Genomic DNA, 25,655 nt, shown 5'->3' with positions numbered 1-25,655 from the left:
CCTCTCGGGGCCGTACTGTTCGTCATGTCGACGCTCCCTCATGGGTTCGAGCGTTGGCCACTCCCGGGGCCGTTCGCGCGGTCGCCGGGTCTGATCTGTTATGCATCGAGGTTCGTCGCTTGCACGCAACTCGGGGATGACCGGCAAGGGTTACCGAGGCGGTAATACACTCGTTCCTGGTTCGAAACGGCGCGACGAAGCGCATACGATCACACCGGAAGTTGGCCCTTATGGACGCCACCACCCCCGGCCCGCTCGCACCAGAAGTCCTCGAACGAGACGACTTACGCCGAGCCCTGGCAGAGCACGACTTCTCCGCGGCTTTCTCGCTCATCAAGAAGTGGGGCGGCCTGTCGCAGAACCGCATCGGTGCGGCCTGCCAACTCACGCCAGGCAAGGTCTCCATGATCATCAGCGGGCAGCAGCAGGTCACCAGCTTCGAGGTGATCTGCCGCATCTCCGACGGGCTGCGCGTTCCCGGGCGCATGGTCGGTCTCGCCGACCGGCCATGGGAGGCCAGACAGGTCGGCGCAGCCGACGACCCACCCGCGCCAGCAGCACGGGACGAACCCGGCGAGGCCACCTGGCAGCCGTCCGCGACCGTGCGCCTGGCCGCTGACCTCTCCCGGAGCGACCTTGTGATGGACCGTCGCACAGCCACGCGCGCACTCGCAGCCGCCACCACCGGCGCTGCCTTCCTCGACAGCCTCGAAGCCTGGCTCGCCCCCGCCCCACGTGGCGAGCACCGTCGAAGCCACGGACGCCTCGGTATTAGCGACGTTGAGGAACTGGAGGCGTGCGCACGCAACTTCCGTACCTACAAGATCGGCGGAGGCCTGCGCCGCAAGGCCGTCATCGGCCAGCTCAACGAGGTGGCCGCCCACCTTGACGAACACCAGGCCACGGACGTCGAGCAGAGACTCCTCCGTGTCCTGGCCCAGCTGTCCGCCACCGCTGCAAGCATGGCGTGGGACGCCGGCAGCCAGCGCAGAGCCCAGGACTACTATCGGCTCGCGCTCCGCGCCGCGCACGCAGGAAGCGACCCCTTGTTCGGCGCGAACACTCTCGCTGCGATGGCGCGGCAGATGCTCTATCTCGACCGGCCTGGCGACGCTCTCGAACTGGTGCACCTTGCCCAGCACGGCATCAGGCAGCAGGTCACGCCTCGCGTGGGCGCCATGCTGGCTACCCGGGAAGCATGGGCGTACGCAGCGATGGGCCGCACCAGCGCCTTCCGTCGCACGACCGAGGAAGCCGCCGCCCATCTTGCAGACGCAGGGCAGGACGAGCCGTACTGGATCAGTTACTTCGGCGACGCTGAGTTGAACGGCGTCACGGGCGGTCGCCTCCTGGATCTGGCCCGACACGAGCCCCGTCCGTACGCGGCCCAGGCCGCCGACGCCATCCGCCAGGCCCTGGCCGTCCGTGGACCGGAAGCCGGACGCAGCTACACCCTCGACATCATCGGCCTCGCCGAGTGCCACTTCCTCACCGGCGACCTGACCGGCGCAGTCACGCACACCAGGCAGGCGGTCCAGGCCGCGTCCACGAGCCGTTCTCGGCGAGTCCGCGAACAACTCGCCAAGCTGTACCCGCATACCGTCGGCCTCACAGCCAAGCCCGCCGTCGAGGCACGCACAATGATCCGCAACCTGCTATCCGAAGGAGTCCCTTCTTGACCACTCTCGCCGTCACCGGTCACATGGACCTGACCGAAAACAGCGTGCCGCTGGTACGCGACGCGCTGCGCGAAGCTCTCAAGCCCTATGCGGCCGATGGAAGTCTGGTGGGTGTCTCGTGCATCGCGAAGGGATCCGACTCCCTCTTCGCCGAAGCCGTCCTGGAACTCGGTGGCCGACTCGTCGTGGTGATTCCGTCGAAGGACTACCGGCAGACCAAGGTCAAGCCCGATCACGAAGAGACATTCGACCAGCTCAGGGATGCTGCCGTCGAAGTCGTCATCCTGGACCACGAGACTGCGAACCGCTCAGCGTACGAGGACGCCAACCGGACGCTCCTGAAGCGCGCGGACCGACTCGTCGCCGTATGGAACGGCGAGCCCCCGAGTGGCAAGGGCGGCGGCACCGCAGACACCGTCCTGGAGGCGCGGGACGCTGACCTCCCCGTCGACGTCGTCTGGCCCGATGGGGCTGCGCGTCGCGGCTGATGACTATGGCCCCCGCTGCCCGAAGGCAGCGGGGGCCGCTTCTGCTTCTCCGAGTGACAGCGGAAGGAGGGGGTGCTGCCGCCGATCCACCCAGGGGAGGTCGAACGGGGACAGTCCACCGTCCCCGGGAAAGCCGGAGATGGCTCCGGTGAGACGGCGGGCGACCCCAATGCGCCGCGGTGGCCTGATTCCGCAATACCCAGGAGCACGAAAGACGACCTGCCCCGGATGCACGCCCCGGCGGCCCGGATCATCCTGGACCCATGCCCGGACCCCGTCCCGTAATCGTGTACCCGCCCGACGAGGACGGCGGCCGCCGGGTGCGCGTGGACGGGGTGATCTTGGGTCGCGCCTTCAACGCCCGCGACATCATCGAGTTCCTCCGCCGGGCTGGTCTGGAGAGCTGGGACCAGGTGGATGTGGCCACGTCGGAGCTGATCGAGTGGCGGGGCGGCGGCCCGGATGTCTGGCACCACTGACGGGTCAGCCCCGGGTTACATTCGGACACATGGACGAGGTGCCCAGACGCATCCCTCCGACGACGGATCGGGTGTCCGCCGCGCTGATGCTGGGCTGCTCCCCTGAGCAGATCGGACCATGTGCCCGCTGCCAGGGCTTGACCTGCCGGTACGGGCGCAACGCTCAGACTGTGTGCCCATCCTGCCGGGCCATCGAGGGGACGCAAGAAAGCCCCGCCGCCCGAAGGCGGCGGGGGTTCGACGCTCTGTAGACGTCTACAGACGGATCAGGTCACAAACAGTGCGACGACCGCGGCGATCAGACCGCCCACACTGACCAGGACGGCGATCTGGGCGAGCGGCCACCGCCCCTTCTTCAGCTCTTCCAGCTCGGTCCGCAGCTTCCCGATCTCCTCGTCGCGCTTCTTCAGCTCGGCTTCCGTGTCGCTGCGCAGCTGCTTGACATCGGTGTCGGTCCGGTTAGTTCGTTCGACGAGTACGGCCAAGGTGCCCTTGATGGCCTCGAAGCCCGTGCTGATCTCCCCTCGCAGCTGCGCCAGTTCGACCGCGACGTTCGTCGTCGGGTCCGGAGCCGCGGTCATGCCGAGTCCTTCGGCTCCCGGTTCGGCACCCGCCAGACGGCCGTGAGAGCCCCGACCGTCAGCAGCACGGCGGTGACGCCCTCGGCCTGGGTGATGGTGCCGTCGTGCATTGCGGTGCCGAGGGATCCGGCGCCGGCCGCGATGGCGGCGACGACGGCCTTGGCGTAGCGGGACACTCTCATGTGTCAGCCCTCCCTTACTCGGCCAGCCGTGCGGCCAGCAGGTCGGCGACCTTCGCGGCGAGGGCGTCCAGGTCGACGCCGCCCACGGCGAGGGAGTCGACCTTCGCCGCCAGCTCAGCCAGCTCGGCGCGCACTTGCCGGGGCTTGAGGACGGCGTCTCCGAGCGCGTACCGGGCCGACCACGTCTTGTTGGTGTCGTAGTCGCTGTTGTTGTACGGAGGCGCGGCGGCCGGGATGTCGTCCACCTGCCACACCGCAGGGGCAACCTTGCCGATCTCTTCCTTGAGCCACTGCTTGTCCTCGGCGCTGAGCGCCATGTCGTCCTCCTTGTCTCCGGCCGCCCAGGCGCGCAGCCCGGCGGCGGACAGGTAGCAGATGTTCCGGTCCATGGGCTGGCTGGTGAACTGCCAGAACAGCGGCGTACGGCCGGACGTCTTCGGCTGCGGGACGCCCTCGGCACGGCTGTAGTCGGCCGGCCCCCACGGGTAGGCCGGGTACCAGAGCGGCACCCCGGGCGGCAGGTGCCCCTTGGCGATGTCGTCGGCCGACGTGTAGACGCCGACGCGCTGGCGGGGGAAGGCGGCCTGCACGCGGGCGATCCACGTCTCGGCCCACGCCCGGATCTGCGCCGAGGTGCGGCCCGCGTAGTTCCGGCCGTCCGGGTAGCGCTCCAGGTCGAGCCAGTGCACGAAGTCGCCTGCGCTGGCGTACGGCTTGACCACGCCGATGTAGTTGTTCGCCTCGGTCACCGCGTCCTGGTTGGGCCAGGCGAAGTGGTAGGCGCCGGGGACCAGCCCGGCCTTGATGACGGCGCCGATGTGGGAGTCGAACCGGGCGTCGCGGGAGCGCTGGCCCTCGCTGGCCTTGACCCACGCGAACACCACACCGGCCTGCTTGTGGGCAGCCCAGTCCTGCGGGCCCTGGTAGCCGGAGACATCGACGCCTCGGCAGGTGGGCATCACACACGCTCCGGCTCGGAGCCGCCGTCGTGGAACTGACGCGCAGCCTGGAAGCTCTCGCTGGTCTCGCCCCCACCACTCACAGAGGCGACGACGGACGCCCACGTGTCCGCGTCCAGCGTCACGACCTGGTGGGCGCCGGGCCCCATGCTGTCCGGCGCCAGGATGCGCACCGAACCGTCCTCTTCGCGGCGGAAGTACCATCCGTCGCGAGCGTGGAAACCGCTGCTGTCCACGGTCATCTCAGCCTCCGATCAGGTGGTTGGCGAGCCAGGCGCAGAACGCGGCGATGGCGGCGACGCCGAGGGGCCGCCACGGGCGTACGGGCTTCACTCCGGCAAGCCTTCGGATGATCTCGGAAGCCGTGTCCCCTTGGCGCCGGTTGGCGATGGCGAGGGCCTCCAGGACGGCGAAGCTCCCGGCGGGGATGGCCCACAGCCACAGGGGGAAGTTCATCCCGCGTACCGGTAACAGGTCACCCAGGTGGTGTCGATCGTCACCGAAGAGCCTGGTGCTGCGTACCCTCCGGCGAGGGCCGATTCGTTCTGGAGAACCCACGGGGTGACGTCCGGGTAGTCGGCGTAGATGCGGCCGACGAGCCTGCCGTCGAAGTAGAACCGGACCTGGCCGGGCACAACCTCCTGGGAGTAGGTGTGCCAGCTGGTCCAGGCGGTATTGGGGGCGACGTCCCCGCCGTCCTCGTTGAAACCGTGGGTGAACCAGCTCACCGGGTCCGACTTGAAGTTGCCGCCCGCCTCCGGGTAGTCGATTGTGGACGCTCACGCAATTGCTCCGGCCTGCGCTCGTCGTGCCCATCCGGTCGCAGGTCCTCGCTCACCACCAGTCGACGCGAGCCGGCGAGCGAACAGAGGTACCTCCCAGCTCGTCCCAGCTGCGCTTTTCAACCACGTGCTCGCCGCAGCCGCGATGAGTGCGACGAACGAATTCGCTCGCGCTCCCCTGGGGCACGACGAGCGGCCGCTGGGCCAATTACGTGAGCGCCGACATCGATCTCGTCAGGCGAGTAGTGCAGGTGGGCCATCTTGTACCCGTCGGTGCGGGTGCGCACGATCAGCCGCTCGGTGAACTTCCCGTACCGCAGGTTCATGCACTTGCGGGGGACGGGCGCGGATACCCGGTTGCTGCCACCGGTCGACGGCCGGTACATCCGCACACGCAGCTGGCCGTCCCCGCTCGGCTGTCTGATGATCGACGTGGTGAGCTCGGGCCGGTAGTAGCCGCCGAAGGTCCGGCCGCCGTTGCCGTCGGCGCCCGAGGTGGCGGTGTCGGGCCAGCCGGACGGGTAGGCCCCCCAGTTGGCGTATACCGACGGGTAGTCGGCCTTCAGCCCTTCGCACCGATAGTCGTAATCCCCGGCGCAGTCCCGGAACCTCCCCTTGGGGACGGCCGTGTTGAACGCGTCCCTGAACACCTGCGTGAACGGGCCGCAGTTTCCCTTCGGGGTGTAGTTGTCGGTCGTGCGGCAGGCGTCCTCGGACGGCGTCACCGCGCCCGCCTGCGGAACGAAGAAGGCCGCCACGAGGGCGGCCGCAGTGGCTGCGACGGCGGCGCGCCGGCAGTGCCTGCGGTATCGGCTCAACGGGATCTCCTTCGGTCTGGCGGGGCTTACGCGACGCGCCGCAGCATCAGCCAGGAGTTGGCCACCAGGATCAGCGTTCCGGCTGTCCCGGTGCGGGCCCAGTTCACGGCGTAGGTGCCGGCGGTCGTGGAGGTGATGAGCAGGCCGCGCAGGACGATGCCCAGCTGGTTCGCGGAGTCGACGGTGGCGCCGTAAGTGCGCAGGGCGTCGATGTTCGAAACCACGGTGCGCACGGTGCCGTCCGTGCCGGTGGCGCTGGACGGCTGGCCGATGCCCACCCACCTGCCGGTCGCCCCCGCGGGCACCGTCCAGTCCAGGCTCAGGTCGGCCTGGGTGGCGTCGGAGGTGTCGACGATGAGCAGGCCTTCCATGACGTAGCGGGCGTTGGCCTCGGCCGTCAGGGTCAGGTGCGGGTCGTCGGACTGGGTCGCTGTGGCGCGCGGGGTGTCCGCGGTCTTGTAGGTGAACAGCTGCCGCTGGTTGAACTGGTCGCGGATCTCGGCGTTCATGATCGCGGCGGTGACCGTCTCGCCGACGACCCACGTCCTGGGTGTGAAGGCCACCGTCTACACCCCCGGTTCCTCTCCGCCCTGGGCGGGCGGGATCGGCGGGCGCTTGCCGAGGCCGGCGCCGGGTCCGAGACGGGACCAGGAGAAGTCGTCGTCCGGGTGGAACCAGAACTGCTCATGCGCGGGCAGCTGCTCGACCGCCCGCTCGGCGGCCCCCACGTCGGCGGGGAAGATCACCTGGAACCAGCCGGACAGGCACTCCACACACCACATCCGCGGATCCGCAGGCGAGATGATCTGCGCGGACTTGCAGGGGCACGAGGCCACCCAGCGGCCGGCGTCGATCCGCGCATACAGGGTCACCGACAGGTCGAAGGCGTCGGTGCGGGGCAGGCGTCGCTGCGCCTTCTGCTCGAACCAGAGGACGGCGCGTTCGGCGACCGGCACCAGGTCCCACGCGTCGGGCCTGAGGTGCGGGGGCGGAAGGAAGAACCGTTCGGCGCGGGTGACGCCCCTGGTCGGGGGCACGTCGATGCGGGCCACGGCACTCCCTGGAATCCGGAGGGCCGCAGGCCCTAATGATCAAGGTCTAGTAGGCGAGGCGGGTGCTGATGCCGAGCTGGCTGTAGCTGGCGGAGTCGAGAACCCACACGGAGTCGGTGGCCGCGCGCGAGACATGGAAGGCGAACAGGTGGCTGCCCTCGCGGATCGTCTGCTCGTAGCCCTCGATGGTGACGGTCTGGCTGGAGGCCGGCGCTTCGGCGGGCAGGGAGGTGATGTCGAAGACGGTGGACACGTCGGCGTTCAGCAGGGCCCGGTAGGTGGCGAGCGGCAGGCTGTAGCCGTCGACGACGACCTCGCGCATCTCCGGCGGCGGGTCCTTGTACCGGCTGATGGTCCAGTTCGCGGCGTCGAGGACCTCGTTGTCGCTGGCCTTGATCAGTTCGAGGGGCAGATCGTAGGGGCCGTACAGGTCGATGGACGCCTGGTCGATGACGCGCTGGGTCGCGCCGCCCTCCCGGGACGCGACGACAATGTTGACGATCTTCTGGTCGTCGTCGGACATCTCCGTGTCGTCGGTCTCCAGTTGGTGGTAGGCCAGGGAGAACGCGGGCACCTGGTTGTAGCGGAGGCCGCGGGACTGGAAGAGGAGCCCGGCCGCCGAGCGGGAGGCGAGCAGATGGCCGGACTCGGCGGCCTCGACCTGCCGCATGTGGGTGAGCACGGAGTCGCCCAGCGTCTTCTGCGAGCCGACCGGGGAGAACCCGGTGCCCTGCCCCGTCACGCTGGTGATCCCGGCGTAGGAGGCCAGGCGCTGGATGCGGGTCAGGCCGCTCTCACCGGAGTTCCCCGACAGCCCGGTGGTGTAGTGGGTGAGCACGTCCGCCGCAGTCAGCGCGTTGTCCGCGTAGAGGGCGACGTGCGCGATCACACCGTCCCACACCTGGTTGTCGCTGTAGCCGCCGATCCGCAGCAGCCTCAGGTTGAAGGTGTTCGCGATGGCCGCGTTCTGGCCCTTGTCGACGCCGTCGATGTAGATCCGCTTGCCGTTCTCGTCGTACAGCAAGTGGTGCACCACGCCGTTGGCGAGATCACCGGTGACGAAGGTCGCCGTCTGCACCGTCTCGCCACGGTTCTCGACGACGAGGGCACCGGTGGTGGCGTCCAGGTAGAACAGCATCTGCAACGCGAAGTTCGTCGACCTCAGGGCGACGATGACGCGGCCCTTCACGGACGTCTTGAACCACGCCTCGATCTTCACGGTGTCGGTGTTGGACAACTGCTCGTAACCAGTGCCGAGATCGACGAACAGGTGCTTGCCGTTGGTGGCGTTGACCGGCGCGAACACCGGTGCGGTGAGGCCGTCGTTGGGGCCCTTGCCCGTGCCGAACGTGAGCGTGCCGCCGCTGCCCGCCTGACCGATGGTCGCCTGCCCGGCGCCCCTGCTGGCGACGTCCCCCGCCGACGTGGAGCCCTCGGGTTCCGACAGCGGGTAGTAGGCGTACGGCTTGTCGAGCAGGACCTCCTCGACAAGCATCGCCTGAAGCGTGGACGACGCGGCGCCGGGGGTCTTGGCGAGCCGTTTGAACGGATCGGTGCAGGTGATGGTGACCTTCGAGTGCAGGCCGTCCCAGCGCACCGGCCACTGGTTGACCATGAACACGCCGAGCGGGTGGACCTGCGCCGCATCCGGGTCGAACGTAGTGGCGCTGGAGCCCTCTTCGACCTGCACGGCGTCCACCCACGCCTGCTGTCCGGCGGTCGGCGAGGTCGCGGGCCACACCTGCACGGTGTGGGAGGTGTCGGTGGCGGTGAAGGTCACGCCGATGCGGGTGAACGCGTCATTCACCGCGCTGCTGGCGCCGAGTTGCCCGCCCATCACCAGCAGGCAGGCGGGGCTGCCGGTGGGCACCCACACATACGCCGATGCCGTGTAGGTGGTGCCGATGTCCAGGCCCTGCACGGTGAGCTGCGCGAGCGGCAGGGTGCCACCGGCCCCCCAGGTGATGAGCATGGCCTGGGAGCCGGAGAACACGTGCGTGACCGACTGGGTCAGGGTGGGCGGCACCGTGCCCCCGGCCGACCAGCCGCTCAGGTCCGTTTCGAAGCCGGGGTTGGTGACCAGGTTCTTCGCCGTGGTGATCTCACGCACGCGGATCGGCGTGTTCTTGCGGACGTTCGGGTTGTACGCGCCGGACGCGAGACCGGGCGTGAACCGGCCGTCGGCGTTGGTCAGGGTGAGGGTGCAGGTGCCCGGCTGGGTCTCCGAGAACTCGTCGGACGCGCCCCGGTCGACGCGCACACCGGCGTCGAGCGCGTCCACAAACTTCGTGATCTCGGTCCACACCGGGTTCGCGGCAGTGACCGAGTACCCGAAAGCGCAGTCCACGACCAGTCGCGCCACCGTCCCGCCCCCTTCACCCGATCCCGAGGTCGCCGTCGCCGAAGTTCCGCTTCAGCTCCTTGAGAACCTTGCGGATCGTCTTCGCGGTGCCGATCGGGTCGATGGCGCCCTGCACGGTGACGTTGACGTGGTAGTGGACCTCGCCGCCCCCGCCGCGCTGGGCGAGGCCGCCCAGCGTCGTCCACTGCTCGCGGGTGAACACGGCGGTCGGCTCGCTCCCGCCGGTGTCGTTCATCACCAGCGACAGGCCGCGGGGCAGGAAGCCGCCCTGGTCGTACCAGTGCGGGGACTGCCGCTGCCAGAACGACCAGGCGGCGGCCGGGGAGCCGTAGCGGGACCTGATGTACTTCAGGCCCCATCGGATCTGCGTTGCCGGGTTCGTCCAGTAGTCGGCGCCCTCCGAGCGCATCTTGCTCGCGGGCAAGCTCTGCGGGATGCCGTGGGCGCCCGAACTCTTGTTGTGCGCGAGGGGGTTCCAGCCGGACTCGGCCTGCCACAGGGCCTTCAGCGCGGGCCACTGGGACGGGCCCCAGCCGAGGGTCTTCATGTACAGCTGCGTGTACTGCTTCGCGCGCAAGACGCACAGCTATCTGGACCTCGACACCGGGCTCGGCTTCGACTCCCAGATCGTCGTCAAGGTGAACGCGCCGGAGCTGCTGCGCCGCCAGCTCGGCTCGCGGCGCTGGCAGGGCGAGCACATCGCGATGGGCACGAACGTCGACTGCTACCAGCGGGCGGAGGGCCGCTACCGGCTGATGCCGGGCATCATCGGCGCCCTGCGCGACCACGCCAACCCCTTCTCGATCCTGACCAAGGGCACGCTCATCCTGCGCGACCTGGAGCTGCTGAAGCAGGCGGCCGCGGTGACGGACGTCGGTATCTCCGTCTCGGTGGGCTTCACCGACGCCGAGCTGTGGCGCACCGTGGAGCCGGGCACGCCCGCTCCCGAGCGGCGCCTGGACGTCGTGAAGACGCTCGGTGAGCACGGCATCGGGGTCGGGGTGCTGATGGCGCCGGTGATCCCGTTCCTGAGCGACAGCCCGGCCCAACTGCGGGCCACCGTAGGGGCGATAGCGGCGGCCGGCGCGACCTCCGTGACCCCGCTGGTGCTGCATCTGCGCCCCGGCGCCCGTGAGTGGTTCATGGCCTGGCTCGAACACCATCACCCGTATCTGGTGCGCCGCTACGAGCGGCTGTACGCGGACGGCGCCTACGCCCCGAAGTGGTACCAGCGCCGGATCACCCGTCAGGTGCACGAGCTGGCCGAGGAGTACGGCATCGGCCCCACGCGCGCGGGGATGCCGCGCCGGATCCGTGAGCCGGAGCCGGGCGAGGCGCAGGTGACCGAGGCTCAGCTGACCGAGCCGGTTCAACTCTCGCTGATCTGAGAGCATCCGAGCGCAACGGACGGCCCAATTGGGTCAAGTATTGCCAGAACACGTTCTTCCGGGCGTCCTTTCCGGGACGATGCGGCGTGGACCGTGACCCTCGCGGTCCGCACACCCTCCGTCCTGGGAGGACTCGATGAGAAAACGCACAGCCGTGCTGTGCGGTGCCGCCGTGGTCGTGGCCGGGACGTTCACGGCCGTCCCCGCCGAGGCGAACGCGCCGGGCTCGGCTCCGAAGCTCACCTGGAAGAGCTGCGGCACCTCCAATTACCCGACGCTCCAGTGCGCTTCCCTCAAGGTGCCGCTCGACCACGCGAATCCGCAGGGGCAGAAGATCACGCTCGCGCTCTCGCGCGTGCCCCACACCGCGAAGAAGTACCAGGGCCCGCTGCTGGTCAACCCCGGCGGCCCCGGGGGCAGCGGTCTGACGCTGGCCGGCTTCGTCGCCTCCACGCTGCCCAAGGAGGTGGCGGCGCAGTACGACGTCATCGGCTTCGACCCGCGCGGGGTCGGCAAGAGCAAGCCCGCCCTCGACTGCAAACCCGGCCACTTCAACCCGGTGCGCCCGGACTCGGTACCGAGCACCCCGGCGATCGAGAAGGCCAATCTCCAGCGGGCGAAGTCCTTCGCGAAGGCGTGCGGCGACAAGTACGCGCGTCTGCTGCCGTACATCAACACGATCAGCGCCGTGCAGGACATGGACCGGATCCGGCAAGCGCTGGGTGCCGAGCGGATCAATTACTTCGGTTACTCGTACGGCACCTATCTCGGCACGGTCTACGCCAAGCTCTTCCCGGAGCGGGTGCGGCGCCTGGTCCTGGACTCGGTGGTGGACCCCACGGGCGTCTGGTACGAGGACAACCTCGCTCAGGACTACGCCTTCAACGACCGCCACCTCGCCTTCATGGCGTGGGTCGCCAAGAACCACGCGACCTACAAGCTGGGCACCGATCCGGCGAAGATCGAGGACAAGTGGTACGCGATGCGGGCCGCGCTGGCGAAGAAACCGGCCGGCGGCAAGGTGGGCCCCGCCGAACTGGAGGAGACCTTCCTGCCCGGCGGCTACTACAACGGCTACTGGCCCTACCTCGCCGAGGCGTTCGCCGCGTACGTGGGTGACAAGAACACCGATCCGCTGGTGGAGGCGTACGACAACTTCGCCGCCGTGGACGCCGCGGGCGACAACAGCTACAGCGTCTACACGTCCGTCCAGTGCCGGGACGCCGACTGGCCGCGCGACTGGGAGCAGTGGCGGGAGGACAACTGGGCGGTGTACGCGAAGGCGCCCTTCATGACCTGGAGCAACGCCTGGTACAACGCGCCCTGCGCGTTCTGGCCGACCGATTCCCTGGAGCCGGTGGACGTCACCAACGGCGAACTGCCGCCGGTGCTGCTGTTCCAGGCGACCGGCGACGCGGCCACGCCGTACCCCGGTGCCGTGACGGTCCACCGGATGCTGCGCAACTCCAGCCTGGTGGTCGAGCAGGGCGGCCAGAACCACGGCATCTCACTGAGCGGGAACGCCTGCCTGGACAAGCACCTGGCGAAGTATCTGAGCGACGGCACGGTGCCGCGCAGCGGCGGCGAGGTGGACGCGGTGTGCGACGCGCTGCCCGACCCGAAGCCGCTGAGCTCGACGTCGCCGGCCTCCTCGCGGGGCACGACCCTGCACGGGCTGCTCGGCTTCCGCGGCTGATTCTCCCCCCGGGGGGCGGGCGTTGTCAGACCCATGGTCCACCATGGACACATGAGTGAGCTGACGAGGATTCCCGCCCCCGACGGGGTGGCCGCCGCCCCGCAGTACAGCCATGTCGTCCTGGGCACCGGCCGCTTCGTGGCCGTCGCCGGCCAGCTGCCGCTCGACGAGAAGGGCGAGCTGGTCGGCGAGGGCGACCCGGCCGCGCAGGCCCGTCAGGTCTTCGAGAACCTGAGGCGCTGTCTGGCCGCCGCCGGGGCGACCTTCGAGGACGTCGTCAAACTCACCTTCTTCGTCACGGACATGGCGGACCTGCCCGCGATCCGCGAGGCCCGCGCCGAGCACATACCGGACGACCGCCTGCCGGCCGCGTCGGCGGTGCAGGTGACGGCCCTGGTGCGGCCGGAGTTCCGGATGGAGATCGAGGCGTTCGCGGTGGTGGCCGGGTGACGGACATCCACCTGCGGGACATGGTGCACGCCGACTGCGACCGCGTCGCCGAGATCCGCGTCGGCGGCTGGCGCACCGCCTACCGGGGGCTGATGCCCCAGTCCCACCTCGACGGTCTCAGCGTCGCGGAGGACGCCGAGCGGCATCGCACCCGCCTCACCCAGGGCCCCGGCATGCGCGTGGACCTGATCGCCGAGCGGAACGGCAGCACGGTCGGCTGGGCCTGCCACGGCCCCTACCGAGCGGGGGACATCCGCACCGACGACGCCGAGCTGTACGCGATCTACGTGGACCCCGGCCAGTACGGCGCCGGGATCGGCCAGGCTCTGCTCCAGGAGTCGATACGCCGGTGCACGGCCGCCGGGTACCCGCGCATGCTGCTCTGGGTCCTCAAGGGGAACACCGACGCCCGTCGCTTCTACGAACGGGCCGGGTTCCTCGCCGACGGCGCCGAGGAGCCGTTCGAGGTGGACGGTGTGATGGTGCCGGAGGTGCGGTATGTCAGAGAACTCACGGCTGTCTAGGCCCGTACTTCGCAGGTCGCCGAAAAGGTTCTCCGCATCGGCCTCACGGCGTCCGATCTCGACCGGGCCGGACCGAGACGGCCATCGCTGCTGCGGTTCCGACCGGCGAGCGATCAGCTACGACCGCTTGGTCTTCACGATCGGGTGACCTGCGAAGTACGGGTCTAGGAATCCGCGTCACCACTGACCCAGGAATCCCCGTCACCGCTGTCTGGGGATCCGCGCCAGCGCATGCACCGCCGCCTCCGCGAGCGTCGGATGGGCCAGCGCCTCGTTCAGCACGGTCCGGGCGCGGGCGTCGCCGAGCGCGCCAAGGCCCTCGACACAGGCGAGCGCGACCCGGCGGTGGGGGTCGTGCGGGCGCAGCCGTCGCTCCAAGGTGGTGATCAGGGCCGGGACGGCCTCGGCGGCCCGCAGTTCGACCAGCAGCCGGACCGGGTGCAAGGCGTACGCGACCCGCAGTTCGTTGGTGGCGAGCGCCGCCGCCGCTCGCGCCGTGCGCGGATCGCCGAGCCGGGCCAGGGCGTACGCGGCGGACGCGCAGCGCTGCGGATCACGGTGGTTCAGAAGCAGGACGAGGGCCTCGAACGCCCGCCGGTCTCCCGCGAGTCCGAGCCGGAACGCGGCCAGCTCCCGGGCCCACAGCGACTGCCCCGGCGCGGTCAGGACATCGGCCAGCTCATCCAGGTCTCCGGTCCCCGCCAGCCGCTCGAAGCCCGCGCCCCCGCCCGACTCCCGCCGTAAGCGCTCCGTGAGTGATCGCAACTCTTCGTCCATGACATCGAGCCTATGGGCGCGTCCGTCGCGTCGGGACCTACATCACAAAGACGGTGAAGGACGGGGACTGGCGCGCTCGTTACCGGCGGGTTAAGCTCAGACGAGCGAGATACCCCCTCGCGATCCACCCGCGGTGGCCTGGTGACGCAGCCACCGTGGAAGCAGTCGGTTCGGTACATCTGGTACCGCAGTACGACTCGGCCACGGGACAGGGCCGGTCGGCCATCACCGTTCACCGGACGTGTGCACGTCCACGGTGACGGCACCGGGCGTGTGCGCAAGTAGCCCGGACCACACCCGCATCCCGCATTTCTCAAGCACCCGGTGCGCCCCTTCGGCGCACCCGGTTGCACTCCCAGTCGTCACCCTCATTCCAGGAGTCCCGCGATGGCCACTCCCCTGTCCGACACCCCTCTGTCCCCGATCAGGACCGTCGCCGTCATCGGCCTCGGCACCATGGGCACCGGCATCGCCGAGGTCCTCGCCAAGGCCGGCCGCGAGGTTGTCGGCATCGACATCAGCGAGGCCGCGGCAGCCCAGTCCGTCGCCGCCCTGGAGGCCTCCACCGCTCGCGCCGTGGAGCGCGGCAAGCTCACCGAGCAGGAGCGCACCGACGCCCTCGCCCGGGTCCGCACCTGCACCGACCTCGCCGCGGCGGCCGACGCCGACCTGGTGATCGAGGTGGCGCCGGAGTCGTACGAGATCAAGCAGCAGATCTTCCGTGCGCTGGACGGGATCGTGCGGCCCGGGACGATCCTGGCCACCGGGACCAACGCCCTGTCCGTCACCCGGCTCGCCGCCGACTCGGCGCGCCCCGAGCGGGTGATCGGGCTGCACTTCTTCAACCCGGCCCCGGCGATGCGTCTGGTCGAGGTCGTCTCCTCGGTGCTGACCGCGCCCACGGCCGTCACGGCCGTCACCAACCTCGCCCTCGACCTCGGCAAGGAGCCCGTCGCGGTGGGCGACCGGCCCGGATTCGTCGCCGACGGGCTGCTGTTCGGCTACCTCAACCAGGCCGCCGCGATGTACGAGGCCAAGTACGCCTCCCGCGAGGACATCGACGCCGCGATGCGGCTCGGCTGCGGACTGCCCATGGGCCCGCTCGCCCTGCTCGACCTCATCGGCATCGACACCGCGCGCACGGTCCTGGACGCCATGTACGCCGAGTCCCACGACCGGCTGCACGCCCCCGCGCCGATCCTCAAGCAGCTCAGCGAGGCGGGCCTGACGGGCCGTAAGTCGGGACGCGGCTTCTACACCTACGAGGCCCCGGGCAGCGCGGCCGTCGTGCGGGACGCCCTGACGCCGCTGGAGGGCTCCGTCCCGGTCGCGGGCCGCGAGGTCCGCTCCGTCGGTGTCGCCGGTTCCGGCACCATGGCCTCCGGCATCGCCGAGGTCTTCGCCAAGGCCGGCTACGAGGTGGTCCTCGCCGCCCGCAGCGAGGAGAAGGCCGAGACCGCGAAGGCCCGGATCGGCAAGTCCCTCGCGCGCTCCGTCGACAAGGGCCGGATGACCGCGGAGGCCGCCGCCCTGACCCTGGACCGGATCACCCCTGCGGGCTCCTACGACGCCTTCGCCGAGGTCGACCTCGCCGTCGAGGCCGTCGCCGAGGACCTGGAGGTCAAGCAGCAGCTGTTCGCCACCCTGGACAAGGTCTGCAAGCCCGGCGCGGTGCTGGCCACCACCACCTCCTCGCTGCCCGTCGTCGCCTGCGCCCGCGCCACCTCGCGTCCGCAGGACGTGATCGGCATGCACTTCTTCAACCCGGCGCCGGCCATGAAGCTGGTCGAGGTCGTCCGTACCGTCCTGACGGCCGACGAGGTGCACGCCACGGTCCGCGAGGTCTGCGGCCGCATCAAGAAGCACGCCGTGGACTGCGGCGACCGGGCCGGATTCATCGTGAACGCCCTGCTGTTCCCGTACCTGAACAACGCGATCAAGATGGTGCAGGAGCACTACGCCTCGCTCGACGACATCGACGCGGCGATGAAGCTCGGCGGCGGCTACCCCATGGGCCCGTTCGAGCTCCTGGACGTGGTCGGGCTCGATGTCTCGCTGGCCATCGAGAAGGTCCTGCACCGCGAGTTCCGTGACCCGGGCCTGGCTCCGGCGCCCCTGCTGGAGCACTTGGTGGCCGCGGGCTGCCTCGGCCGCAAGACGGGCCGCGGCTTCCGCGAATATGCCCGCCGGTGACCGTCCCGGCGACTGGTTCCGCGTAGGCGAGGACTGGGGCGGACTGCTCGACCCCGCGGCCGTTCCCCCGCCCGGCCAGGGCGGGGGAACCCCGGGGCATGCGCACCACCCTGCACAGATGCAGTACGTTCGGGTCATGTCCCAGTCCGCCAAGTCCTCACGTACACCAGCTACGCCCGACGCGCCGGAAAGTGCCGCAGGCAGCCGCGCGGCCGCCCAGCGGCTCAAGATGCGCCGAGAACTGGCGGCCGCGGCGATGGAGCTGTTCTCCACGAAGGGGTACGAGGCGACCACCGTCGACGAGATCGCGGCCGCGGCCGGGGTCGCTCGCCGCACCTTCTTCCGCCACTTCCGCTCCAAGGAAGAGGCGATCTTCCCCGATCACGACGACACCCTGATCCGTGCCGAGGCGGTGCTCAACGCCGCCCCCGCGCACGAGCATCCGCTCGACACGGTGTGCCGCGGCATCAAGGAAGTCATGCGGATGTACGCGGCCCGCCCGGAGATCTCGGTCGCCCGCTACAAGCTCACGCGCGAGGTGCCCACCCTGCGCGAGGCCGAGATCGCGTCGGTGGCCCGCTACGAACGCCTCTTCACCCGTTATCTCCTCGGCCACTTCGACGAGCACGCGCACGACGACGACGCCAACGACGACCCGCTGCTGGCGGAGGTGGCCGCGTCCGCCGTGGTCACCGCCCACAACCATGTGCTGCGGCGCTGGCTGCGGGCGGGCGGCCAGGGCGATGTGGAGACGCAGCTGGACCACGCCTTCGCCATCGTCCGCAAGACCTTCGGCACCGGCATCGGCGCCGGCCGGTCCACCACCCCCCAGCCGACCGCGGCGACGGTCTCCACCCACGGCGAGGTGCTGGTGACGGTCGCCCGTACGGACGCACCGCTGGACCAGGTGATGCGGACCATCGAGGAGGCGCTCAAGGAGCGCTGAAGCGGTCTCCAGGACCCTTCGCCACTGTGATGACGGCCACCCCGCGGGGTGGCCGTTTTGGCATGTCAGGGCAGGTTTTCCAGCATCTCTCAGACCCGGTTCGATCGATCATCGCTCATTTGTTACGTAAAGATTTCACTTGAGAGCAACTCCTGGCACTCAGTGCCTTGCCACCTGACACGCGGTGTCATACGTTGATGGTGTCCGGCCTGTCCCGACGAGCCCAACGGCCCGCGCGCCGGACGCCTGCGTCACAGGCACCCTCCCGCGCCACAAAGCGCTGCCGAACAGCACCACACGCCGAACCGACGGCAACCGCACCCACCCTCAGCAGCACCGACGTAACCCTCAGCGTCCCCCTCAGGACGCGTATCGCCGGAGGCAACACCGTGACCGTGAAGGACATCCTGGACGCGATCCAGTCGCCGGAATCGACCCCGGCCGACTTCGCCGCTCTGCCGCTCCCCGAGTCGTACCGCGCGATCACCGTGCACAAGGACGAGACGGAGATGTTCGCGGGCCTCGAAACCCGCGACAAGGACCCCCGCAAGTCGATCCACCTGGACGACGTGCCGGTGCCGGAACTCGGCCCGGGCGAGGCCCTGGTGGCCGTCATGGCCTCCTCGGTGAACTACAACTCGGTCTGGACCTCGATCTTCGAGCCGCTGTCGACCTTCGGGTTCCTGGAGCGCTACGGCCGGCTCAGCGAGCTCACCAAGCGCCACGACCTGCCCTACCACATCATCGGCTCCGACCTCGCGGGCGTCGTCCTGCGCACCGGACCGGGCGTCAACGCCTGGAACCCCGGTGACGAGGTCGTCGCGCACTGTCTCTCCGTCGAGCTGGAGTCCTCCGACGGCCACAACGACACGATGCTCGACCCGGAGCAGCGCATCTGGGGCTTCGAGACGAACTTCGGCGGCCTCGCCGAGATCGCCCTCGTCAAGTCCAACCAGCTGATGCCCAAGCCCAAGCACCTCAGCTGGGAGGAGGCCGCCGCCCCGGGCCTGGTCAACTCCACCGCCTACCGCCAGCTGGTCTCCCGCAACGGCGCCGGCATGAAGCAGGGCGACAACGTCCTGATCTGGGGCGCGAGCGGCGGACTCGGCAGCTACGCCACGCAGTTCGCGCTGGCCGGTGGCGCCAACCCGATCTGTGTGGTGAGCAGCCCTCAGAAGGCGGAGATCTGCCGCTCGATGGGCGCCGAGGCGATCATCGACCGCAACGCCGAGGGCTACAAGTTCTGGAAGGACGAGACCACCCAGGACCCGAAGGAGTGGAAGCGCTTCGGCAAGCGCATCCGCGAACTCACCGGCGGCGAGGACATCGACATCGTCTTCGAGCACCCCGGCCGCGAGACCTTCGGTGCCTCCGTCTTCGTCACCCGCAAGGGCGGCACCATCACCACCTGCGCCTCGACCTCGGGCTACATGCACGAGTACGACAACCGCTACCTGTGGATGTCGCTGAAGCGGATCATCGGCTCGCACTTCGCCAACTACCGCGAGGCCTGGGAGGCCAACCGGCTGATCGCGAAGGGCAAGATCCACCCGACGCTGTCGAAGGTCTACTCCCTGGAGGACACCGGCCAGGCCGCGTTCGACGTGCACCGCAACCTCCACCAGGGCAAGGTCGGCGTGCTGTGCCTGGCCCCCGAGGAGGGCCTGGGCGTGCGCGACGAGGAACTGCGCGCCCAGCACATCGACGCCATCAACCGCTTCCGCAACATCTGAGGGCCGATGCATGACTGAGCGTCAGAAGGACCGGCCGTGGCTCATGCGGACCTATGCCGGTCACTCCACGGCCGAGGCGTCCAACGAGCTGTACCGGCGCAACCTCGCCAAGGGCCAGACGGGTCTGTCCGTCGCCTTCGACCTGCCGACGCAGACCGGCTACGACCCGGACCACATCCTCGCCCGCGGCGAGGTGGGCCGGGTCGGGGTGCCCGTCTCGCACCTCGGTGACATGCGCCGGCTGTTCCAGGACATCCCCCTGGATCAGATGAACACCTCGATGACCATCAACGCCACCGCCATGTGGCTGCTGGCGCTCTACCAGGTCGTCGCTGAGGAGCAGGGTGCGGACATCACCAAGCTCCAGGGCACGACCCAGAACGACATCGTCAAGGAGTACCTGTCCCGGGGCACGCACGTCTTCCCGCCCGGGCCTTCGCTCCGCCTGACCACGGACATGATCGCGTACACGGTCTCCCACATCCCCAAGTGGAACCCGATCAACATCTGCAGCTACCACCTGCAGGAGGCGGGCGCCACGCCGGTCCAGGAGATCGCGTACGCGATGTCCACGGCGATCGCGGTCCTCGACGCCGTGCGCGACAGCGGCCAGGTCCCCGAGGAGCGCATGGGCGATGTCGTCGCCCGGATCTCCTTCTTCGTGAACGCGGGCGTCCGCTTCGTCGAGGAGATGTGCAAGATGCGCGCCTTCGGCCGCATCTGGGAGAAGATCACCCTGGAGCGCTACGGCATCCAGGACGCCAAGCAGCGCCGCTTCCGCTACGGCGTCCAGGTCAACTCCCTGGGCCTGACGGAGGCTCAGCCGGAGAACAACGTCCAGCGGATCGTGCTGGAGATGCTGGCCGTCACCCTCTCCAAGGACGCACGCGCGCGTGCCGTCCAGCTCCCGGCCTGGAACGAGGCGCTGGGCCTGCCCCGGCCCTGGGACCAGCAGTGGTCGCTGCGTATCCAGCAGGTGCTCGCCCATGAGAGCGATCTGCTGGAGTACGAGGACATCTTCGAGGGCTCGAAGGTGATCGAGGCCAAGGTCGCAGCGCTGGTCGAGGAGTCGCTCGCGGAGATCGACCGGATCCAGGAGATGGGCGGCGCGATGGCCGCCGTCGAGTCCGGCTATCTCAAGTCGCAGCTCGTGGCGTCCCACGCCGAGCGCCGCGCCCGTATCGAATCCGGGCAGGAGAAGATCGTCGGCGTCAACATCTACGAGTCGACCGAGCCGAACCCGCTCACGGCCGACCTGGACGCCGCGATCCAGACCGTCGACCCGGCCGTCGAGGCCCGGGTCGTCGAGGCCCTGGCGCACTGGCGCGACACCCGCTACCAGCCGCCCTTCAACCACCCGCGCCCCTGCAAGGCGCTGGAGAAGCTGAAGGAGGCCGCCAAGGGCACCGCCAACCTCATGGAGGCCACCCTGGAGTGCGCCCGCGCCGGCGTCACGACCGGCGAGTGGGCCGGGGCCCTGCGCGAGGTGTTCGGCGAGTTCCGGGCGCCGACGGGCGTGTCCTCCGCGCCGGTCGCGGTGACCGCCGAGGAGGGCACCGCGATGGCGCTGGTCCGCCGGCGGGTGGCGGAGACGGCCCGCGATCTCGGCGTCGGCAAGCTGCGCTTCCTGGTCGGCAAGCCGGGCCTGGACGGGCACTCCAACGGCGCCGAGCAGATCGCCGTACGCGCGCGTGACGCCGGTTTCGAGGTGGTCTACCAGGGCATCCGGCTCACCCCCGAGCAGATCGTGGACGCGGCCCTCGCCGAGGACGTGCACGCGGTCGGCCTGTCCATCCTGTCCGGCTCGCACGCCCAGCTGGTGCCGGACGTGCTGGAACGGCTGCGTGTGGCCGGTGCCACAGATATACCCGTGATCGCAGGTGGCATCATCCCCAACGGTGACGCCGAGCAGCTGCGAGCCGCCGGAGTCGCCGCGGTCTTCACCCCGAAGGACTTCGACATCACCGGGATCATCGGCCGCATCGTCGACGAGATCCGGAAAGCGAACAAGCTCGACCCCCTGGAGGTCCCCGCATGACCGTCAACCGTCTGCGTCCCCGCCGTTCCTGCCTGGCGGTACCGGGAAGCAACCCGCGCTTCCTGGAGAAGGCGCAGGGCCTCCCGGCGGACCAGGTCTTCCTGGACCTGGAGGACGCGTGCGCCCCGCTCGCCAAGCCCGAGGCGCGGCACACCATCGTCAAGTTCCTCAACGAGGGCGACTGGACGGGCAAGACGCGGGTCGTGCGCGTCAACGACTGGACGACCGAGTGGACGTACCGCGATGTCGTGACCGTCGTCGAGGGCGCGGGCCAGAACCTCGACTGCATCATGCTGCCGAAGGTGCAGACGCCCCAGCAGATCGTGGCCCTTGACCTGCTGCTGACGCAGATCGAGAAGACGATGGGCTTCGAGGTCGGCAAGATCGGCATCGAGGCGCAGATCGAGAACGCCCAGGGCCTGAACAACGTCAACGAGATCGCGACCGCGTCCCAGCGCGTCGAGACGATCATCTTCGGCCCGGCCGACTTCATGGCCTCGATCAACATGAAGTCGCTCGTCGTCGGTGAGCAGCCGCCCGGCTACCCGGCGGACGCCTACCACTACATCCTGATGAAGATCCTGATGGCCGCCCGCGCCAACAACCTCCAGGCGATCGACGGCCCCTACCTCCAGATCCGCAACATCGACGGCTACCGCGAGGTCGCCCAGCGCGCCGCCGCGCTCGGCTTCGACGGCAAGTGGGTGCTGCACCCGGGTCAGGTCGAGGCGTCCAACGAGATCTTCTCGCCCTCGCAGGAGGACTTCGACCACGCCGAGCTGATCCTGGACGCGTACGACTACTACACGTCCGAGGCGGGCGGCAAGAAGGGCTCCGCGATGCTCGGCGACGAGATGATCGACGAGGCCAGCCGCAAGATGGCCCTGGTCATCTCCGGCAAGGGCCGCGCCGCCGGCATGCAGCGCACCAGCAAGTTCGAGACCCCCGGCAACTAAGGAGCCCTGAGCGCGATGCAGTTCGGACGCACCTACGAGGAGTTCGAGGTCGGGGCGACGTACAAGCACTGGCCCGGAAAGACGGTCACGGAGTACGACGACCACCTGTTCTGTCTCCTCACCATGAACCACCACCCGCTCCACATGGACACCAACTATGCGGAGAAGACGACGGACTTCGGCAAGAACGTCGTCGTCGGGAACTACATCTACTCGCTGCTGCTCGGCATGTCCGTCCCGGACATCTCCGGAAAGGCCATCGCCAACCTGGAGATCGAGTCGCTCAAGCACGTGGCGCCGACCTTCCACGGCGACACCATCTACGGCCAGACGACCGTGCTCGACAAGTGGCCGTCGAAGTCGAAGAACGACCGCGGCATCGTCTACGTCGAGACGAAGGGCTACAAGCAGGACGGCACGCTGGTCTGTGTGTTCCGCCGCAAGGTGATGGTGCCGACCGAGACGTACATCAAGGAGCGCGGCGGCGAGCAGCCGGGCCGCCCGCCCGTCTCCCCCCACCACCCTCAACCGACGGCCCTGCGGGCCGACCCCGCTGGTTCTGAGCTCAAGGAGCAGGAGAAGTAGCCATGGCGCGACTCGCCCAGACCGCCGGTCTGACCGACATCCAGCAGGAGATCCTCTCCACCGTCCGCGACTTCGTGGACAAGGAGATCATTCCGGTCGCGACCGAGCTGGAGCACCGCGACGAGTACCCGCAGCAGATCGTCGACGGCCTCAAGGAGTTGGGCCTGTTCGGCCTGATGATCCCCGAGGAGTACGGCGGTCTGGGCGAGTCGCTCCTGACGTACGCCCTCTGCGTCGAGGAGATCGCCCGCGGCTGGATGTCGGTCTCCGGCATCATCAACACCCACTTCATCGTGGCGTACATGCTCAAGCAGCACGGCACGCAGGAGCAGAAGGACCACTTCCTGCCGCGCATGGCGGCCGGCGACATCCGCGGCGCCTTCTCGATGTCGGAGCCGGGCCTGGGCTCCGATGTGTCGGCCATCACGTCGAAGGCGGTCAAGGACGGCGACGAGTACGTCCTGAACGGTCAGAAGATGTGGCTGACGAACGGCGGAACGTCGTCCCTCGTGGCCGTTCTGGTGCGAAGTGACGAAGGACACCCCGAGGGCACGGCGCCCCACAAGTCGATGACGACCTTCCTCGTCGAGAAGGAGCCCGGCTTCGGTGAGGTCCGCCCCGGCCTGACCATTCCGGGCAAGATCGACAAGATGGGGTACAAGGGGGTGGACACGACCGAACTCATCATGGATGGCCTGCGGATTCCCGCCGACCGGGTGCTCGGCGGGACCACCGGCCGAGGTTTTTACCAAATGATGGACGGCGTGGAAGTCGGCCGCGTCAACGTGGCGGCGCGTGGTTGCGGTGTCGCTCAGCGTGCGTTCGAACTCGGCGTCCACTACGCCCAGCAGCGTCACACTTTCGGCAAGCCGATCGCCCAGCACCAGGCGATCCAGTTCAAGCTGGCCGAGATGGCTACCAAGGTCGAGGCCGCCCATGCGATGATGGTGAACGCGGCACGCAAAAAGGACTCCGGGGAACGAAACGACCTTGAGGCTGGGATGGCGAAGTACCTCGCCTCCGAGTACTGCAAGGAGGTCGTGGAGGACGCCTTCCGGATCCACGGCGGCTACGGCTTCTCCAAGGAGTACGAGATCGAGCGCCTCTACCGTGAGGCTCCGATGCTGCTGATCGGTGAAGGTACCGCCGAGATCCAGAAAATGATCATCGGTCGCAGGCTGCTCGAAGAGTATCGACTCCAGGGCTAGATGTCCGGGTTCGGGGTGTTTTCTTCGAGAAGAAGATCACACCCCGTCAACACTCTTCGGCTGCCGACTCGGCTTCCTGGCTTGCCCAGTTGCGGCCCGCGACCGGTACGATCCCGGGAAAGCCGCCGTCCCCCCTCACCGCGCGGCATCATCCGCTACGAAGGTCATCCATGCCCCACAGCCAAACCTCTGCACCTCGCGACAGCCGGGCCGGCGTACGCCTCGCGCGCGGAGCATCGCCGTGGCTTCTCCCGACCGTCGCCACCGCAGCCCTCAGCCTGGCCAGGGCCCGCCGCTCCGGCGCCGCCAAGGCCGTGGCCGTGCCCGCCACCGCGCTCGCGGCGGGCATGCTGTGGTTCTTCCGCGACCCCGAGCGCGAGATCGCCCAGGGCCGGGTCATCTCGCCCGCCGACGGTGTGGTGCAGAGCATCATGCCGTGGAAGGACGGCCGCACCCGCGTCGCGATCTTCATGAGCCCGCTGAACGTCCACGTCAACCGCGCGCCCCTCTCCGGCACGGTGACCTCGGTCGAGCACATCCCGGGTGGGTTCGTTCCGGCGTTCAACAAGGAGAGCGAGAACAACGAGCGCGTAGTCTGGCATTTCGACACCGAACTCGGCGACATCGAGATGATCCAGATCGCCGGCGCGGTAGCCCGTCGCATCGTGCCGTACATCCCGCAGGGGACGAAGGTCGAGCAGGGTGACCGGATCGGTCTGATCCGCTTCGGCTCGCGTGTCGACATCTACCTGCCCGAGGGCGTGGAGGTCGCGGTCGAGGTCGGGCAGAAGACCGTGGCTGGGGTGACTCGCATTGACCGTGATTGATCCGGAGACTCAGACGGGCTGGGTGCCCGAGGCGGACGAGGTGGACGAAGAGGAGGAGATGCCCCTCTCTCTCCGCCTCTCGATAGCGGACACCCTCACCCTCGGCAACGCCACGTGCGGCTTCATGGCGGTGTACTTCACCACCACCGGCATCCTCATCCCGCACTTCACGGGCGGTGAAGAGGTCGGCATGGCGCGGCACAGCGCGGCCACGGCCGTGATCCTGATGCTGTGCGCCGCCATCTTCGACCTGTTCGACGGCCTGGTCGCGCGCAAGCTGCGCTCCTCGCCGATGGGCGCCGAGCTGGACAACCTCTCGGACCTGATCAGCTTCGGCCTCGCGCCGGCGTACTTCGTGCTCGTCTACGGCATGGTGACCGACGGGGCCCACCAGAAGGTGGCCGCGGTCGGCGCGATCGTGGTGCTGCTGGCGGTGGTGCTGCGGCTTGCGCGGTTCTCGTGCGTGACGCCACCGAACGGCATGTTCCAGGGCATGCCCTCGCCGTTCGGCGCGCTGACGGTCGTCTCGATCGTGCTGCTGGAGCTGCCCTTCGTGGCGACGCTGCTGGCGGTCCTTGGGACGGCGTGGCTGATGGTGAGCCGGGTCGAGTACCCGAAGCCGCGGGGGCGGCTCGCGGTGGCGATGCTGGCGTGGATCGTGCTCTCGATGGCGTTGCTGACGGCGTGGGCGTTCGACGCGCCGGGCGGGCAGCTGCTCCTGCAGACGGGCTGCGCTCTGCAGCTGGTCATGGGGGCGGTGATTCCGCTGTTCGCCACGGCACGTCGGGTGAACAACTTCAGGGACAACAGGCGTGAGGCGCGGGCGGCGCAGCTGCCGTAGCGCTCCGCTGAGTGGGGCCCCGGACCGGGTTACGGACGCTGTTGGTTAATCCGGGGCCCTGCTACTTCGCCCCGCCGGTCGTTTGGTCGGCGGGGCGAAGTGCTGCGAAGT

Annotated in this window: 28 protein-coding genes; 16 read left to right on the top strand and 12 right to left on the bottom strand. The window is 69.0% G+C overall.

The features are described 5' to 3' along the window. Positions 1 to 230: 230 nt before the first annotated feature. The 3 genes from RMT89_RS05275 (at position 231) to RMT89_RS05265 (ending at position 2,646) form a co-directional block, all read left to right on the top strand. The gene (locus RMT89_RS05275) at positions 231 to 1,679 is read left to right on the top strand and encodes a hypothetical protein (protein WP_315882729.1); all 1,449 of its coding nucleotides are present in this window, start codon (positions 231 to 233) and stop codon (positions 1,677 to 1,679) included. Further along, complete coding sequence (locus RMT89_RS05270; protein ID WP_315882728.1) at positions 1,676 to 2,167, top strand: hypothetical protein; 492 nt, start codon at positions 1,676 to 1,678, stop codon at positions 2,165 to 2,167. The genes RMT89_RS05275 and RMT89_RS05270 overlap by 4 nt, the downstream gene beginning before the upstream one ends. 263 nt (positions 2,168 to 2,430) lie before the next feature. Further along, on the top strand, positions 2,431 to 2,646 hold the full coding sequence (locus RMT89_RS05265; RefSeq protein WP_315882727.1) for a hypothetical protein: 216 nt from the start codon (positions 2,431 to 2,433) through the stop codon (positions 2,644 to 2,646). 266 nt (positions 2,647 to 2,912) lie between these two features. Here the strand turns inward: RMT89_RS05265 and RMT89_RS05260 are convergent, their stop codons facing one another. From RMT89_RS05260 to RMT89_RS05210, 11 genes are all read right to left on the bottom strand, one after another. After that, positions 2,913 to 3,227: a hypothetical protein gene (locus tag RMT89_RS05260; protein WP_315882726.1), complete on the bottom strand. Its 315-nt coding sequence runs from the start codon at positions 3,225 to 3,227 to the stop codon at positions 2,913 to 2,915. Next, complete coding sequence (locus RMT89_RS05255) at positions 3,224 to 3,409, bottom strand: hypothetical protein (RefSeq protein WP_315882725.1); 186 nt, start codon at positions 3,407 to 3,409, stop codon at positions 3,224 to 3,226. The genes RMT89_RS05260 and RMT89_RS05255 overlap by 4 nt, the downstream gene beginning before the upstream one ends. Before the next feature lie 14 nt (positions 3,410 to 3,423). Further along, positions 3,424 to 4,368, bottom strand: a complete 945-nt coding sequence (locus tag RMT89_RS05250) for a glycoside hydrolase family 25 protein (RefSeq protein WP_315882724.1) — start codon at positions 4,366 to 4,368, stop codon at positions 3,424 to 3,426. After that, positions 4,368 to 4,610, bottom strand: coding sequence for a hypothetical protein (locus RMT89_RS05245; RefSeq protein WP_315882723.1), 243 nt, complete (start codon positions 4,608 to 4,610; stop codon positions 4,368 to 4,370). The genes RMT89_RS05250 and RMT89_RS05245 overlap by 1 nt, the downstream gene beginning before the upstream one ends. A 1-nt stretch (position 4,611) precedes the next feature. Continuing rightward, on the bottom strand, positions 4,612 to 4,824 hold the full coding sequence (locus tag RMT89_RS05240) for a hypothetical protein (protein WP_315882722.1): 213 nt from the start codon (positions 4,822 to 4,824) through the stop codon (positions 4,612 to 4,614). Next, positions 4,821 to 5,096 (bottom strand): hypothetical protein, encoded by a 276-nt coding sequence (locus RMT89_RS05235; protein WP_315882721.1) that lies wholly within the window; start codon positions 5,094 to 5,096, stop codon positions 4,821 to 4,823. The genes RMT89_RS05240 and RMT89_RS05235 overlap by 4 nt, the downstream gene beginning before the upstream one ends. Positions 5,097 to 5,269: 173 nt before the next feature. Continuing rightward, a complete protein-coding gene (locus RMT89_RS05230; RefSeq protein WP_315882720.1) occupies positions 5,270 to 5,968 on the bottom strand; it encodes a hypothetical protein in 699 nt (232 codons plus the stop codon). Positions 5,969 to 5,994: 26 nt separating this feature from the next. Next, a complete protein-coding gene (locus RMT89_RS05225; RefSeq protein WP_315882719.1) occupies positions 5,995 to 6,531 on the bottom strand; it encodes a hypothetical protein in 537 nt (178 codons plus the stop codon). A gap of 3 nt (positions 6,532 to 6,534) precedes the next feature. Then, positions 6,535 to 7,020: a hypothetical protein gene (locus RMT89_RS05220; protein WP_315882718.1), complete on the bottom strand. Its 486-nt coding sequence runs from the start codon at positions 7,018 to 7,020 to the stop codon at positions 6,535 to 6,537. A gap of 46 nt (positions 7,021 to 7,066) precedes the next feature. Beyond that, complete coding sequence (locus RMT89_RS05215) at positions 7,067 to 9,382, bottom strand: LamG-like jellyroll fold domain-containing protein (RefSeq protein WP_315882717.1); 2,316 nt, start codon at positions 9,380 to 9,382, stop codon at positions 7,067 to 7,069. Positions 9,383 to 9,395: 13 nt separating this feature from the next. Next, positions 9,396 to 9,929 carry a transglycosylase SLT domain-containing protein gene (locus RMT89_RS05210; RefSeq protein WP_315882716.1) on the bottom strand — a complete coding sequence of 178 codons (534 nt, stop codon included), beginning with the start codon at positions 9,927 to 9,929 and terminating at the stop codon, positions 9,396 to 9,398. Here RMT89_RS05210 and RMT89_RS05205 point away from each other — a divergent pair. The 4 genes from RMT89_RS05205 (at position 9,928) to RMT89_RS05190 (ending at position 13,440) form a co-directional block, all read left to right on the top strand. Beyond that, positions 9,928 to 10,770, top strand: coding sequence for a radical SAM protein (locus tag RMT89_RS05205; RefSeq protein ID WP_315882715.1), 843 nt, complete (start codon positions 9,928 to 9,930; stop codon positions 10,768 to 10,770). The two genes, RMT89_RS05210 and RMT89_RS05205, sit on opposite strands and share 2 nt — an antisense overlap. Before the next feature lie 136 nt (positions 10,771 to 10,906). After that, the gene (locus RMT89_RS05200) at positions 10,907 to 12,466 is read left to right on the top strand and encodes an alpha/beta hydrolase (RefSeq protein ID WP_315882714.1); all 1,560 of its coding nucleotides are present in this window, start codon (positions 10,907 to 10,909) and stop codon (positions 12,464 to 12,466) included. A gap of 51 nt (positions 12,467 to 12,517) precedes the next feature. Beyond that, complete coding sequence (locus RMT89_RS05195; protein WP_315882713.1) at positions 12,518 to 12,916, top strand: RidA family protein; 399 nt, start codon at positions 12,518 to 12,520, stop codon at positions 12,914 to 12,916. A gap of 20 nt (positions 12,917 to 12,936) precedes the next feature. Beyond that, complete coding sequence (locus RMT89_RS05190) at positions 12,937 to 13,440, top strand: GNAT family N-acetyltransferase (RefSeq protein ID WP_315882852.1); 504 nt, start codon at positions 12,937 to 12,939, stop codon at positions 13,438 to 13,440. A 201-nt stretch (positions 13,441 to 13,641) separates the two neighbouring features. Here RMT89_RS05190 and RMT89_RS05185 read toward each other — a convergent pair whose 3' ends face one another. Next, positions 13,642 to 14,217, bottom strand: coding sequence for an adenylosuccinate lyase (locus RMT89_RS05185; RefSeq protein ID WP_315882712.1), 576 nt, complete (start codon positions 14,215 to 14,217; stop codon positions 13,642 to 13,644). Positions 14,218 to 14,604: 387 nt separating this feature from the next. Between RMT89_RS05185 and RMT89_RS05180 the strand changes: the two genes are divergently transcribed. From RMT89_RS05180 to pssA, 9 genes are all read left to right on the top strand, one after another. Beyond that, on the top strand, positions 14,605 to 16,410 hold the full coding sequence (locus RMT89_RS05180; protein ID WP_315882711.1) for a 3-hydroxyacyl-CoA dehydrogenase family protein: 1,806 nt from the start codon (positions 14,605 to 14,607) through the stop codon (positions 16,408 to 16,410). Between the two features lie 118 nt (positions 16,411 to 16,528). Next, on the top strand, positions 16,529 to 17,356 hold the full coding sequence (locus RMT89_RS05175) for a TetR family transcriptional regulator (RefSeq protein WP_315882710.1): 828 nt from the start codon (positions 16,529 to 16,531) through the stop codon (positions 17,354 to 17,356). Positions 17,357 to 17,751: 395 nt separating this feature from the next. Then, the gene (gene ccrA, locus RMT89_RS05170) at positions 17,752 to 19,089 is read left to right on the top strand and encodes a crotonyl-CoA carboxylase/reductase (RefSeq protein WP_315882851.1); all 1,338 of its coding nucleotides are present in this window, start codon (positions 17,752 to 17,754) and stop codon (positions 19,087 to 19,089) included. A gap of 10 nt (positions 19,090 to 19,099) precedes the next feature. Then, on the top strand, positions 19,100 to 21,127 hold the full coding sequence (locus RMT89_RS05165; RefSeq protein ID WP_315882709.1) for a protein meaA: 2,028 nt from the start codon (positions 19,100 to 19,102) through the stop codon (positions 21,125 to 21,127). After that, positions 21,124 to 22,083 (top strand): CoA ester lyase, encoded by a 960-nt coding sequence (locus tag RMT89_RS05160; protein WP_315882708.1) that lies wholly within the window; start codon positions 21,124 to 21,126, stop codon positions 22,081 to 22,083. The genes RMT89_RS05165 and RMT89_RS05160 overlap by 4 nt, the downstream gene beginning before the upstream one ends. A gap of 15 nt (positions 22,084 to 22,098) precedes the next feature. Continuing rightward, on the top strand, positions 22,099 to 22,668 hold the full coding sequence (locus RMT89_RS05155; RefSeq protein ID WP_315882707.1) for a MaoC family dehydratase: 570 nt from the start codon (positions 22,099 to 22,101) through the stop codon (positions 22,666 to 22,668). 2 nt (positions 22,669 to 22,670) lie between these two features. After that, positions 22,671 to 23,876 carry an acyl-CoA dehydrogenase family protein gene (locus RMT89_RS05150; RefSeq protein WP_315882706.1) on the top strand — a complete coding sequence of 402 codons (1,206 nt, stop codon included), beginning with the start codon at positions 22,671 to 22,673 and terminating at the stop codon, positions 23,874 to 23,876. Between the two features lie 170 nt (positions 23,877 to 24,046). Continuing rightward, positions 24,047 to 24,703: a phosphatidylserine decarboxylase gene (locus RMT89_RS05145; protein ID WP_151786655.1), complete on the top strand. Its 657-nt coding sequence runs from the start codon at positions 24,047 to 24,049 to the stop codon at positions 24,701 to 24,703. A 22-nt stretch (positions 24,704 to 24,725) separates the two neighbouring features. Beyond that, complete coding sequence (gene pssA, locus RMT89_RS05140) at positions 24,726 to 25,544, top strand: CDP-diacylglycerol--serine O-phosphatidyltransferase (protein ID WP_315882850.1); 819 nt, start codon at positions 24,726 to 24,728, stop codon at positions 25,542 to 25,544. Positions 25,545 to 25,655: the final 111 nt, after the last annotated feature.

Source organism: Streptomyces sp. P17, assembly GCF_032436805.1.
Taxonomy (GTDB): domain Bacteria; phylum Actinomycetota; class Actinomycetes; order Streptomycetales; family Streptomycetaceae; genus Streptomyces.
The sequence above is the reverse complement of the archived record's forward strand: the minus strand, read 5'-3'. Positions and strand labels throughout refer to the sequence as shown.